General features: G+C 60.8%; 15 protein-coding genes. 8 read left to right on the forward strand and 7 right to left on the reverse strand.

Going from position 1 to position 11,415, the window contains the following annotated elements; genetic code table 11:
- Nucleotides 1–3 precede the first annotated feature (3 nt).
- The 6 genes from nusB to nrdR all read right to left on the reverse strand — a co-directional run bounded on the left by nusB (nt 4) and on the right by nrdR (nt 4,483).
- Nucleotides 4–504: a transcription antitermination factor NusB gene (gene nusB / locus ACM6I0_RS27380; protein ID WP_103403407.1), complete on the reverse strand. Its 501-nt coding sequence runs from the start codon at nt 502–504 to the stop codon at nt 4–6.
- Nucleotides 501–977, reverse strand: a complete 477-nt coding sequence (ribE, locus tag ACM6I0_RS27385; RefSeq protein WP_003185938.1) for a 6,7-dimethyl-8-ribityllumazine synthase — start codon at nt 975–977, stop codon at nt 501–503. Before ribE ends, nusB begins: the two co-directional genes overlap by 4 nt.
- 91 nt (nt 978–1,068) lie before the next feature.
- Nucleotides 1,069–2,160: a bifunctional 3,4-dihydroxy-2-butanone-4-phosphate synthase/GTP cyclohydrolase II gene (ribBA, locus tag ACM6I0_RS27390; RefSeq protein ID WP_414923739.1), complete on the reverse strand. Its 1,092-nt coding sequence runs from the start codon at nt 2,158–2,160 to the stop codon at nt 1,069–1,071.
- A gap of 16 nt (nt 2,161–2,176) precedes the next feature.
- Nucleotides 2,177–2,842, reverse strand: a complete 666-nt coding sequence (locus tag ACM6I0_RS27395; protein ID WP_285432411.1) for a riboflavin synthase — start codon at nt 2,840–2,842, stop codon at nt 2,177–2,179.
- Between the two features lie 46 nt (nt 2,843–2,888).
- Nucleotides 2,889–4,022 (reverse strand): bifunctional diaminohydroxyphosphoribosylaminopyrimidine deaminase/5-amino-6-(5-phosphoribosylamino)uracil reductase RibD, encoded by a 1,134-nt coding sequence (gene ribD / locus ACM6I0_RS27400; protein ID WP_414923740.1) that lies wholly within the window; start codon nt 4,020–4,022, stop codon nt 2,889–2,891.
- Nucleotides 4,019–4,483 carry a transcriptional regulator NrdR gene (gene nrdR / locus ACM6I0_RS27405; RefSeq protein ID WP_003228656.1) on the reverse strand — a complete coding sequence of 155 codons (465 nt, stop codon included), beginning with the start codon at nt 4,481–4,483 and terminating at the stop codon, nt 4,019–4,021. Before nrdR ends, ribD begins: the two co-directional genes overlap by 4 nt.
- Nucleotides 4,484–4,611: 128 nt before the next feature.
- Between nrdR and ACM6I0_RS27410 the strand changes: the two genes are divergently transcribed.
- The 3 genes from ACM6I0_RS27410 (at nt 4,612) to trxA (ending at nt 6,781) form a co-directional block, all read left to right on the forward strand.
- On the forward strand, nt 4,612–5,076 hold the full coding sequence (locus ACM6I0_RS27410) for a hypothetical protein (protein ID WP_285432408.1): 465 nt from the start codon (nt 4,612–4,614) through the stop codon (nt 5,074–5,076).
- A complete protein-coding gene (locus ACM6I0_RS27415) occupies nt 5,073–5,729 on the forward strand; it encodes a class I SAM-dependent methyltransferase (protein ID WP_414923741.1) in 657 nt (218 codons plus the stop codon). Before ACM6I0_RS27410 ends, ACM6I0_RS27415 begins: the two co-directional genes overlap by 4 nt.
- A gap of 179 nt (nt 5,730–5,908) precedes the next feature.
- Nucleotides 5,909–6,781 carry a thioredoxin gene (gene trxA / locus ACM6I0_RS27420; RefSeq protein WP_285432405.1) on the forward strand — a complete coding sequence of 291 codons (873 nt, stop codon included), beginning with the start codon at nt 5,909–5,911 and terminating at the stop codon, nt 6,779–6,781.
- Here trxA and ACM6I0_RS27425 read toward each other — a convergent pair.
- The gene (locus ACM6I0_RS27425) at nt 6,778–7,125 is read right to left on the reverse strand and encodes a hypothetical protein (protein ID WP_285432404.1); all 348 of its coding nucleotides are present in this window, start codon (nt 7,123–7,125) and stop codon (nt 6,778–6,780) included. The two genes, trxA and ACM6I0_RS27425, sit on opposite strands and share 4 nt — an antisense overlap.
- A 135-nt stretch (nt 7,126–7,260) precedes the next feature.
- Here ACM6I0_RS27425 and ACM6I0_RS27430 point away from each other — a divergent pair, with 135 nt between their 5' ends.
- The 5 genes from ACM6I0_RS27430 to ACM6I0_RS27450 all read left to right on the forward strand — a co-directional run bounded on the left by ACM6I0_RS27430 (nt 7,261) and on the right by ACM6I0_RS27450 (nt 11,384).
- Nucleotides 7,261–7,833, forward strand: coding sequence for a DUF2796 domain-containing protein (locus ACM6I0_RS27430; RefSeq protein WP_414923742.1), 573 nt, complete (start codon nt 7,261–7,263; stop codon nt 7,831–7,833).
- 136 nt (nt 7,834–7,969) lie between these two features.
- Nucleotides 7,970–8,680, forward strand: a complete 711-nt coding sequence (locus ACM6I0_RS27435) for an ABC transporter ATP-binding protein (protein WP_414923743.1) — start codon at nt 7,970–7,972, stop codon at nt 8,678–8,680.
- Nucleotide 8,681: 1 nt separating this feature from the next.
- Nucleotides 8,682–9,947, forward strand: coding sequence for an ABC transporter permease (locus ACM6I0_RS27440; protein WP_414923744.1), 1,266 nt, complete (start codon nt 8,682–8,684; stop codon nt 9,945–9,947).
- 11 nt (nt 9,948–9,958) lie between these two features.
- Nucleotides 9,959–10,477: a DUF3299 domain-containing protein gene (locus tag ACM6I0_RS27445; protein ID WP_090179313.1), complete on the forward strand. Its 519-nt coding sequence runs from the start codon at nt 9,959–9,961 to the stop codon at nt 10,475–10,477.
- A 208-nt stretch (nt 10,478–10,685) separates the two neighbouring features.
- On the forward strand, nt 10,686–11,384 hold the full coding sequence (locus tag ACM6I0_RS27450) for an OmpW/AlkL family protein (RefSeq protein ID WP_285432400.1): 699 nt from the start codon (nt 10,686–10,688) through the stop codon (nt 11,382–11,384).
- Nucleotides 11,385–11,415 lie beyond the last annotated feature (31 nt).

The following is an 11,415-nucleotide window of genomic DNA, read 5'->3' on the forward strand; positions in this document are numbered from 1 at the left end:
CGATTAGCGCTTGAACGCCTTCACTTCAGCTTCACGCAGACGCGGGGCCAGCTTGTCGAGCACGCCGTTGACGAACTTGTGGCCGTCGGTGGAACCGAAGACCTTGGCCAGTTCGATACCTTCGTTGATCACAACGCGGTACGGCACGTCGACGCGCTTGAGCAGTTCCCAGGTCGACAGACGCAGAACCGCCAGTTCAACCGGGTCCAGCTCTTCGATGGTCAAATCCAGGCAAGGCTTGAGCGCGGTGTCGATCTCGGTCTTGAACTGCGGAACCCCGTGCAGGATTTCGCGGAAGTAGGCACCGTCGACATCGCTGAAATCGTTATCGACCCGAAACTGCGCTTCGATCTCGTTCAGCGACTGCTTGGCCATGTGCCATTGATACAGCGCCTGAGTCGCGAGCTGACGGGCTTCGCGACGCTTGACGCTTTTCGATGGCTTGCCGGCATCCGCAGGCTTTGGATCGCGCGGGTTGAAACGATCGCTTTCGTCGCTAATCACTTGGCCTCCAACTGCGCCAGCAGGCTGACCATTTCCAGAGCGGACAGGGCAGCTTCAGCACCTTTGTTACCGGCCTTGGTGCCGGAACGTTCGATGGCTTGTTCGATGGAATCAACGGTCAGGACGCCGAAAGCGACCGGAACGCCGAACTCCATGGACACCTGGGCCAGGCCCTTGGTGCATTCGCCCGCCACGTATTCGAAGTGCGGAGTACCGCCACGAATGACCGCGCCCAAGGCGATGATTGCCGCGTATTCACCCTTTTGAGCGACTTTCTGCGCAACCAGGGGAATTTCGAAGGCGCCAGGCGCACGGATGATGGTGATGTCGCTTTCGCTCACGCCATGGCGAACCAGGGCATCAACTGCACCGCTGACCAGGCTTTCAACGACGAAGCTGTTGAAACGGCCCACTACCAAAGCGTAGCGGCCTTTAGGGGCGATGAAGGTACCTTCGATGGTCTTCAGGGTCATTCGTTAGATCTCTTAAAGAGCCGGGACGCGTTTTCTACGCATCCCTCAGTGATATTTGAACCGCGAATACAGGGCCGGGAACAACCGGTCATTATTCGGAGGGCACGTATTCTACAACTTCCAGATCAAAACCGGATATCGCATTAAATTTCATTGGCGCGCTCATCAACCGCATTTTGCGTACGCCCAGGTCCCGAAGGATCTGCGAACCGGCACCGACAATGCTGTAGGTGGTCGGTTTTTTCACTGCGCTTTGATCCGCGGTTTCGCGGATATGCGCCAGCAACACGTCGCCATCGAGCGGGTGACCCAGCAACAGCACCACACCGCTGCCAGCCTCGGCCACCGCAGCCATCGCGGCGCGCAGGCTCCAGCGCCCCGGTTGCTTGACCATCAACAGGTCGCGCAGCGGGTCCATGTTATGCACCCGAACCAGGGTCGGTTCATCAGCGCACACGGAGCCCAGGGTCAGGGCCATGTGCACGTCGCCTTCCACGGAATCACGATAGGTCACCAGGTTGAACTGGCCCAGTTCGCTGTCCAAAGGCTGCTCGGCAATCCGCTGAACGGTACGTTCGTGGATCATCCGGTAGTGAATCAGGTCGGCGATGGTGCCGATCTTGATGTTGTGTTCAGCCGCGAAGGCTTCGAGTTCGGTGCGGCGGGACATCGTGCCGTCGTCGTTCATCACTTCGCAGATCACGCCGCTCGGCTCGAAACCGGCCATGCGCGCAAGATCGCAAGCCGCTTCGGTGTGACCGGCGCGAGCGAGTGTGCCGCCGGCCTGGGCCATCAGCGGAAAAATGTGGCCTGGGCTGACGATGTCTTCAGCCTTGGCGTCTTTCGCGGCAGCCGCTTGCACGGTGCGCGCACGGTCGGCAGCGGAGATGCCGGTGGTCACGCCTTCGGCCGCTTCGATGGAGACGGTGAACTTGGTGCCGAAACCGGAACCGTTGCGTGGCGCCATCAGGGGCAGCTTGAGCAGTTCGCAGCGCTCACGGCTCATCGGCATGCAGATCAGGCCACGGGCGTGCTTGGCCATGAAGTTGATGTGTTCGGCCTTGCAGCACTCGGCGGCCATGATCAGGTCGCCTTCGTTCTCGCGATCTTCGTCATCCATGAGGATGACCATCTTGCCTTGGCGGATGTCTTCAACCAGTTCTTCGATGCTATTGAGCGCCACAAGGCACCCCCTTGGGTCAGGATTTGAGGTAGCCGTTCTCGGCCAGAAAGCTTTCGGTAATGTTTCCGGATTTTGTAGGCTCTGCAGCCTTGTCGCCCAACAACAGGCGCTCCAGATAACGTGCCAGCAAGTCAACTTCAAGGTTCACCCGGCGACCTGGCTGGTACGAGGCCATGATGGTTTCGCTCAGGGTGTGGGGAATGATGGTCAGCAGGAACTCGGCGCCATCGACCGCGTTCACGGTCAGGCTGGTGCCGTCGACGGTGATCGAGCCTTTATGGGCGATGTACTTGGCCAGTTCCTTGGGCGCGCGGATGCGGAACTCCACGGCGCGTGCGTTCTCGGTGCGGGCAACCACTTCGCCCACGCCGTCGACGTGACCGCTGACCAGATGTCCGCCGAGGCGAGTGGTCGGGGTCAGGGCTTTTTCCAGGTTTACCGGGCTGCCGCTTTTCAGGTCATTCATTGCCGTGCAGTCGAGGGTTTCACGACTCACGTCCGCCGCAAAGCCATTGCCTGGCAATTCGACGGCAGTCAGGCACACGCCGTTGACCGCGATGCTGTCGCCCAGTTTGACGTCGCTCAAGTCGAGCTTGCCGGTTTCTACATGTACCCGCACATCTCCGCCTTTTGGGGTCAATGCACGAATACTACCGATGGATTCGATGATGCCGGTAAACATGGAGTCCTCCTCGAGAACAGGGCCGAAGCGTGACGCAGGCCGGGAATTATACGCTCGCCGCTGGCACAGGAATGGCGATGACTCGCCAATCATCGCCAACCGCGCGGATTTCGGTAATTTTCAGTTCGGGTGCGTCTTTCATTTGCGCCAGCGGCCAGTCGAGCAGCGGCCGTGCCGATGAGCCGAGGAACTTGCCGGCGATGAAAATCTGGAACTCATCCACCAGACCTTGCTGGGCAAAAGCCCCTGCCAGGCGCGGGCCGGCCTCGACCAACACTTCGTTGACGTCGCGATGGGCCAGCTCAACCAGCAACTTGCGCAGGTCGACCAAACCATCCTCGCCCGTCACGATCAGGCATTCCGGGCCGTTGGCGTATTGTTCTTCGACCGCCATGCAGGTCGCGACCAGGGCCGGGCCGGCCTTGAAGAACGGCGCGTCCAGCGGCACTCGCAAACGGCCATCGATCAACACCCGCAATGGCGGGCGGCTCATGGCGAGTGCGGTCTGCTCGGCGTCCAGCCCCAGTTCATCGGCGCGTACGGTCAACCGGGCATTATCTGCCAGCACCGTGTCAGCGCCGGTCAGTACCACACTGGCTTGCGCGCGCAGGCGTTGAACCGCCGAACGTGCAGCCGGGCCGGTGATCCATTGGCTTTCGCCACTTTCCATCGCCGTGCGACCGTCCAGGCTCATGGCCAACTTCACTCGCACGAACGGCAAGCCGTGTTCCATGCGTTTGAGGAAGCCTTCGTTGAGCTTGCGTGCCTCGCCTTCCAGCACGCCACTTTCAATGGCGATACCGGCCTGGGCCAAACGCTGCATGCCGCGACCGGCGACCGCAGGATTAGGGTCCTGCATCCCGGCCACCACCCGCGCGACACCGGCGTTCACCAGCGCATCGGCGCAGGGCGGCGTGCGGCCGTGGTGGCTGCATGGTTCGAGGGTCACGTAAGCCGTAGCGCCTCGGGCCTTGTCACCGGCGGCGCGCAAGGCGTGGACTTCGGCATGCGGTTCGCCAGCGCGCACATGCCAGCCTTCGCCGACGATTTGGCCGTCACGCACGATCACGCAGCCGACCCGAGGGTTGGGGTGCGTCGTGTAATGACCTTTGCGCGCCAATTCCAGGGCGCGGGCCATGTAATGGGCGTCGAAGATGGCTTGTTCGGGGGAGGTGGTCATTCTTTCACCGGCTCACGGGCCAGGCGATCGATCTCTTCACGGAACTCATTGAGGTCCTGGAAGCGGCGATACACGGAGGCGAAACGAATGTAGGCGACTTCGTCGAGTTTTTGCAGCTCGGCCATCACCAGTTCACCGACCACGAGGGATTTGACCTCGCGCTCACCGGTGGCGCGCAGCTTGTGTTTGATGTGCACCAGCGACGATTCGAGACGTTCGACACTCACCGGACGCTTCTCGAGCGCTCGCTGCATGCCGGCACGAAGTTTTTCTTCGTCGAACGGCTGGCGGCTGCCGTCGGTTTTTATCAGGCGCGGCAACACCAGTTCAGCCGTCTCGAACGTCGTGAAACGCTCGCCGCAGGCCAGGCATTCACGCCGGCGGCGCACCTGTTCGCCCTCGGCGACCAGACGCGAGTCGATGACCTTGGTGTCGTTGGCACCGCAGAAGGGACAGTGCATGGTGGCAGGCAACAAAAAAAGGGAGGGCCATGGTAGCGCATCCCCGTGGCAAGACAAGCCATAGGCTTTGCGGTATACAGACGGGTTATAGAGCTTGATCCATGGATTTCACCTCGCTGGAGCCGCAAATGTCCCTAAGACCGCTCGTTATGCTCAGTCTTTTCAGCCTGCTGGTGGCCTGCAGCAGCGATGCGCCCAAGCCCCAGCCGCCAACGCCGGGGCCTGCCCCGCAGGCGGCGCAGAAGAAAGCCCAAGAGTCCGCCAACCTCGGTCCACTGCCCGCCTATCAGCGCGAATTGAGTGGCACCCTGTTAGGCGTGCCGGCCGGTGCCGAAGTCGAATTGGCGTTGCTGGTGATCGATGACAAGGCCCGTCCGCAACAATTGCTCGCCAGCTCCAGCCTGATCGGCACCAATCAAGTGTTGCCGTTTCACCTGCGTTTCAACCCGGACTCGTTTCCGGTGGGTGCCCGCGTTGAACTGCGCGGCCGCGCCAGCCAGTCCGGCCAGCTGATTTTGCATCTGCCGTCGCAGATCATTACCCAGCCAACGACGCAAACACTGGGCCAGCTGCAATTCGTCAAAGCGCCATGATTGCACCGTTCGACCTGCAACAGGCGTTGGGGCAATTGCTCGGTGATGCGCAGCTTGTGCCTGTCGCCTTGCCGGACTGCGAGCTGAAACTCTGGCTGATCGACGGCGACAACATGGACCGCGCTTTCAGCCCGGAAGAAACCCGGCGAATTCTGCACGAACCACCGTACTGGAGTTTCTGCTGGGCCAGCGGCCTGGCGGTTGCCCGTTACCTCGCCGAATTTCCGGAGTGGGTCAAAGGCAAACGCGTGCTGGATTTCGGCGCCGGCTCCGGGGTCGCGGGGATTGCCGCGGTCAAGGCTGGCGCACTGGAAGTGGTGGCCTGTGACCTGGACCCGCTGGCGCTTGCGGCGTGTCGGGCGAATGCTGAACTCAATGATGTACAGCTCAATTACTCGACGGATTTTTTCGCCGAGGCGGATCGCTTCGATCTGATTCTGGTGGCCGATGTGCTCTATGACCGGGCGAACCTGCCGTTGCTCGATGAGTTTTTGAGCCGTGGCCAGCAGGCGCTGGTGGCGGATTCGCGGGTGAGGGATTTTCGTCATCCGCTGTATCAACGCATCGAGATGCTGGAGGCGATGACCCTGCCGGACCTGGCCGAGCCTGAAGAGTTTCGCTATGTAAGCCTCTACCACGCGCGGCGCAGCTAAAAGCATCGCCAGCAGGCTGGCTCCCACACTGGATCTACTTCTCTCCCGAAACCCCTGTGGGAGCGAGCTTGCTCGCGATAGCGGCTCAAGATTCACCCGATGACTGATTGCCAACCCGCTTCCGGCCGCCCACCACCAAGCCGTATAGTGGCCTTATTCACGCTTCCAAGAGATCCCCCATGAGTCAGGAAACGCCGTATATCTTCGACGCCACGACTGCCGATTTCGACCAGTCGGTGATCGAGAACTCCTTCCACAAACCGGTGCTGGTGGATTTCTGGGCCGAATGGTGTGCGCCCTGCAAAGTGCTGATGCCAATGCTGCAGACCATCGCCGAGAGCTATCAGGGCGAGTTGCTGCTGGCCAAGGTCAATTGCGACCTAGAACAGGACATCGTCGCCCGTTTCGGCATTCGCAGCCTGCCGACCGTGGTGCTGTTCAAGGACGGTCAACCGGTGGATGGCTTTGCCGGCGCGCAACCGGAATCGGCGGTGCGGGCAATGCTCGAGCCTCACGTTCAAATGCCACCACCGGCCGCGACCGACCCCATCGAGCAGGCTCAGGCCTTGTTCGACGACAGCCGCTTCGCCGACGCCGAAGCCGTGCTCAAAGTGCTGCTGGGCGAAGACAACACCAACGCTCGCGCACTGATTCTCTATGCCCGCTGCCTGACTGAACGTGGCGAGTTGGGCGAAGCACAAACCGTGCTGGATGCGGTGAAAAGCGATGAGCACAAAGCGGCGCTGGCCGGCGCCAAGGCGCAGATCCAGTTCCTCGGCCAGGCCAAGGACTTGCCGGATGCGGCCGACCTGAAAGCGCGCCTGGCGAAAAATCCACTGGACGATGAGGCGGTGTATCAACTGGCGATCCAGCAGTTGGCCCGCCAACAATACGACGCGGCGCTGGATGCGTTGCTCAAACTGTTCATCCGCAATCGCAGCTACAGCGAAGGCCTGCCGCACAAGACTTTGCTGCAGGTGTTCGAACTGCTGGGCAACGATCACCCGTTGGTGACCACCTACCGCCGCAAACTGTTTGCCGCGCTTTATTAAGCCTCGTTGATCCAGCTGTAGAGCGGCGTATCGCCGCCGCTCGTCACCTTCACATCGGCGCAGTGACGCAGGCGCACCAACAGGCGCTTGCCCGAGGCTGCGCTGCCGGTCAGCCCTTCCAGTTGATCAAGCAAGTCCGGCCCGCTCAATTGCCCGGCCTTGCGCAGCAGGTCTTTGGCGATCTGCCACAGCGCATCATCCTGATTCACCGGCTTGGCCGACGCCGCAACGGCCTCAGGCTGGGTCACTTGCAGCTGCGCGCCGAGTCGCGCCCAGTCGCTGTCATCCATCTCCAGCGTCAAATCCACCGGCCAGTCGCCGATGCTTCCGCGAATTCGCAACATGAGTCTGCTCCCGCACATTTCTGACGTGCATGCTCCCATGTGACTTGCGCAACGCCAAGCAGACGGTCAAACTCGCCGCACTTACGTTATAAGATTACATAACAAATTATTCATTTTGCTTTCCGGAGACCCGTCATGCGCCGTCTGCTTCTCGCTTTGCCGTTTGCCCTGCTGCCGCTGGCCGTAGCCCATGCTGCGGATGAACACGACCATGAGCATGGCAGTCTCGGTGCGCACGAACATGGCGTCGGTCGCCTGAACGCGGCGCTGGATGGCCAGACGCTGGAACTGGAGCTGGAAAGCCCGGCGATGAACCTTGTGGGCTTCGAACACGCCGCCACCACCGATGCCGATAAAGCCAAGGTTGCCGCCGTCCGTGCGCAGCTGGAAAAACCGCTGGCGCTGTTCAACCTGCCCAAAGACGCCGGCTGCACAGTGGCGACCCAGGAACTGGAAAGCCCGCTGTTCGGTGACAAACCAGAGGCCGATCACGATGAAGACGCCAAGGACGAACACCACCACGACCACAGCGAAATCCACGCGCACTATCAATTCACCTGCGCGGCCCCGGGTGCTTTGAAAAACCTGGATCTGGCGAATATTTTCAACACGTTCCCGGCGACCCAGAAGATTCAGGTACAACTGATCAGCCCGAGCGGCCAGCAAGGGGTTGAAGTGACCGCCAAGGCTGCTGCCCTCAAATTCTAAATCCACTGCAAATCCAATGTGGGAGCGGGCTTGCTCGCGAAGGGGCCGTCACATTCAACGGAGACGTTGACTGACATGACGCTTTCGCGAGCAAGCCCGCTCCCACAAGGTTCACCACCAACCTGACCGGTTTCACATGACCCAAGCACTCATCGAACTGTCCGACCTGGGCTTCAGTTGGCCCGGTCACCCGCCGCTGCTGGATATCCCGGCGTTTCGCCTGGAGCCCGGTGAAACCCTGTTCCTCAAAGGCCCCAGCGGCAGTGGTAAAACCACCCTGCTCGGCCTGCTCGGCGGTGTGCAGAAGCCCGATCGCGGCAGCATCCGCCTGCTGGGCCAGGAACTGACCGAACTCGGTGCTGGTGCACGTGACCGTTTTCGCGTCGATCACACCGGCTACATTTTCCAGCAGTTCAACTTGCTGCCGTTTCTCTCGGTACGCGAAAACGTCGAGCTGCCTTGCCACTTCTCCAGACTGCGCGCCGAACGGGCGAAACAGCGTCACGGCAGTGTCGATCAGGCCGCAGCCACCCTGCTCGCCCATTTGGGCCTGAAGGATGAAAGCCTGCTCGGCCGCCGCGCCGATTCGCTGTCCATCGGCCAACAGCAACGGGTCGCCGCTGCTCGCGCATTGATCGGTCAGCCCGAACTGGTGATTGCCGACGAACCGACCTCAGCTCTTGATTACGACGCGCGCGAAAACTTTATTCGCCTGCTGTTCGCCGAGTGCCGCGAAGCCGGATCGAGCCTGTTGTTTGTCAGCCATGACCAGAGCCTCGCGCCACTGTTCGATCGTCATTTGTCGCTGGCCGATCTCAATCGCGCCGCCACCCCGTCCGAGGTTTGAGATGTATTTGTTTCGTCTAGCCCTGGCCAGCCTGGCTAACCGCCGTTTCACCGCGATTCTTACCGCGTTCGCCATCGCCCTGTCGGTCTGCCTGTTGTTGGCCGTGGAGCGGGTGCGCACCGAAGCCAAGGCCAGTTTCGCCAGCACCATCAGCGGCACCGACTTGATTGTCGGTGCGCGGTCCGGTTCGGTGAACCTGTTGCTGTACTCGGTGTTTCGCATTGGTAACGCCACCAACAACATTCGTTGGGACAGTTTCGAGCACTTCGCCAACGACCCGAAAGTGAAATGGGCGATCCCGATGTCCCTCGGTGATTCCCATCGCGGTTATCGCGTGATGGGCACCACCGAGGCGTACTTCGAGCATTACCAGTACGGCCATCAACAGCACCTGGAACTGGCCGATGGCCGCGCCTTCGCCACCGATCCGTTCGAGGTGGTGCTCGGCGCCGAAGTGGCTGAAGCGTTGCACTACAAACTCGACGACAAACTGGTGTTGTCCCACGGCGTGGCAGCGATCAGCCTGGTCAAGCACGACGACAAGCCATTCACCGTGGTCGGCATTCTCAAACGCACCGGCACCCCGGTGGATCGCACGCTGCACATCAGCCTCGGTGGCATGGAAGCCATTCACATCGACTGGCACAACGGTGTGCCCGCGCGCGGCAACGGTCGGATCAGCGCCGATCAGGCGCGCAACATGGACCTGACGCCACAAGCGATCACCGCGTTCATGCTCGGCCTCAACAACAAGATTTCCACCTTCGCCGTGCAGCGTGAAATCAACGAATTTCGCGGTGAGCCGATGCTGGCGATCCTGCCGGGCGTAGCGCTGCAAGAACTCTGGAGTCTGATGAGCACGGCGGAAAAAGCCTTGTTCGTGGTCTCGCTGTTTGTGGTGCTGACCGGGCTGATCGGCATGCTCACGGCAATTCTCACCAGCCTCAATGAACGTCGCCGCGAGATGGCGATTCTGCGTTCGGTGGGTGCGCGGCCGTGGCACATCGCAACCTTGCTGGTGCTGGAAGCGTTCGCCCTGGCACTGTCGGGAGTGATTGCCGGCGTGGCGCTGCTGTACGTATGCATCGCCGCGGCGCAGGGGTATGTGCAAGCCAATTATGGTTTGTATTTGCCGCTGGCCTGGCCCAGCGAATATGAATGGACGCTGCTCGGTGGCATCCTGATCGCCGCGCTGCTGATGGGCAGCGTGCCGGCTTGGCGCGCGTATCGCCAATCTCTGGCCGATGGCCTGTCGATCCGACTATGAGGACGTTAACGATGCCCCGCGCCCTGCTTGCGCTGTTGATGCTGGTTGCCCTGCCGCTATGGGCAGCCGAGCCGAAAGAACTGACTTGGTCGGAAATGATTCCACCGGACGCCATGCCGGAAGTGCCGAACATGACGCCGCTGCACGACCTGTCGCAGATGGGCAATGCGCTGGCCGCTGAATCGGCGCCTGCCGCCAAACAAGACATGCCCAACGCGCCAGTGGTGAAGAGTCTTGATGGTCAGAACATTCGCTTGCCGGGCTACATCGTGCCGCTGGAAGTGAGTGAAGAAGGTCGCACCACGGAGTTCCTGCTCGTGCCGTATTTCGGTGCCTGCATCCATGTGCCGCCACCGCCGTCGAATCAGATCGTGCATGTGAAAAGCGCAGTCGGCGTGAAGCTCGATGAGCTGTATCAGCCGTACTGGATCGAGGGTGCGTTGCAGGTGAAAGCCTCGACCAGCGAGTTGGCCGATGCGGGGTATCAGATGGAGGCTGACAAGATTTTTGTGTATGAGCTGCCGGAGTGAATCCGGTCGTGATGTGGTGTTTGATAGATAGCCTTCGCGAGCAAGCCCGCTCCCACAGGGATTAGGCGATCCCTTGCTCGCGAAGAGGCAATCCGCCGCACCCTAAAAAAAGGGCCATCACTGTTTCATTGAGCTGCATCAAAAGACCGGATCAGACGCCTCCGTACCATTGGACATCGAATATTTTTAACGTCCTTTGGAGCCCTCCATGCACAAGTCCAAGCTCTGCGCGTCGCTACTTGCCCTCGCGCTCGCAGCCCCGCTCGCCTACGCCCACGAAGCGGGCGACATCATCGTTCGTGCCGGTGCAATCACCGTCAACCCCAAAGCCGACAGCTCCAGCGTCAAGGTCGACCAAGGCCCGCTGGCCGGCACCAATCTGGGTGGCAAGGCCACCATGAACAGCGACACGCAACTGGGCTTGAACTTCGCTTACATGATCGACAGCCACTGGGGAGTCGAGCTGCTGGCGGCTTCGCCATTCGAGCATGACGTGAAGCTCAAAGGCACCGCCCTGGGCGCAGCCAACGGCAAACTCGGCACCCTCAAACACCTGCCGCCCACCTTGAGCGTGGTGTACTACCCGCTGGCTGCGAAGTCCCCGTTCCAGCCGTATGTCGGTGCGGGCATCAACTACACCTGGATCTACGACGAACACGTCAGCAGCGAAGCCCAGGCCAACGGCTTCAGCAATTTCAAGGCGGATAACTCTTGGGGCATGGCGTTTCAGGTCGGTGCTGACTACATGATCACCGACAACATCATGCTCAACGCCCAGGTGCGCTACATCGACATCGACACCACGGCGACCGTGGAAAACAACGCCGTGGCTCCGGGCACTCGGGCCAAGGTCGATGTGGATGTCGACCCGTTCATCTACATGGTCGGCCTGGGTTACAAATTCTAAGGCACCTTCGTGATCGTTCCCACGCTACGCG

It is taken from the genome of Pseudomonas sp. IT-P294, assembly GCF_949767865.1.
In the GTDB taxonomy this organism is placed as follows: domain Bacteria; phylum Pseudomonadota; class Gammaproteobacteria; order Pseudomonadales; family Pseudomonadaceae; genus Aquipseudomonas.

Bases quoted from the DNA above. Each gene is read 5' to 3' on its own strand.
- ribE (WP_003185938.1), bottom strand. From the start codon at position 977: ATGACCCTGAAGACCATCGAAGGTACCTTCATCGCCCCTAAAGGCCGC.
- ACM6I0_RS27395 (WP_285432411.1), bottom strand. From the start codon at position 2,842: ATGTTTACCGGCATCATCGAATCCATCGGTAGTATTCGTGCATTGACC.
- ribD (WP_414923740.1), bottom strand. From the start codon at position 4,022: ATGACCACCTCCCCCGAACAAGCCATCTTCGACGCCCATTACATGGCC.
- nrdR (WP_003228656.1), bottom strand. From the start codon at position 4,483: ATGCACTGTCCCTTCTGCGGTGCCAACGACACCAAGGTCATCGACTCG.
- ACM6I0_RS27410 (WP_285432408.1), top strand. From the start codon at position 4,612: ATGTCCCTAAGACCGCTCGTTATGCTCAGTCTTTTCAGCCTGCTGGTG.
- ACM6I0_RS27415 (WP_414923741.1), top strand. From the start codon at position 5,073: ATGATTGCACCGTTCGACCTGCAACAGGCGTTGGGGCAATTGCTCGGT.
- trxA (WP_285432405.1), top strand. From the start codon at position 5,909: ATGAGTCAGGAAACGCCGTATATCTTCGACGCCACGACTGCCGATTTC.
- ACM6I0_RS27425 (WP_285432404.1), bottom strand. From the start codon at position 7,125: ATGTTGCGAATTCGCGGAAGCATCGGCGACTGGCCGGTGGATTTGACG.
- ACM6I0_RS27430 (WP_414923742.1), top strand. From the start codon at position 7,261: ATGCGCCGTCTGCTTCTCGCTTTGCCGTTTGCCCTGCTGCCGCTGGCC.
- ACM6I0_RS27435 (WP_414923743.1), top strand. From the start codon at position 7,970: ATGACCCAAGCACTCATCGAACTGTCCGACCTGGGCTTCAGTTGGCCC.
- ACM6I0_RS27440 (WP_414923744.1), top strand. From the start codon at position 8,682: ATGTATTTGTTTCGTCTAGCCCTGGCCAGCCTGGCTAACCGCCGTTTC.
- ACM6I0_RS27445 (WP_090179313.1), top strand. From the start codon at position 9,959: ATGCCCCGCGCCCTGCTTGCGCTGTTGATGCTGGTTGCCCTGCCGCTA.
- ACM6I0_RS27450 (WP_285432400.1), top strand. From the start codon at position 10,686: ATGCACAAGTCCAAGCTCTGCGCGTCGCTACTTGCCCTCGCGCTCGCA.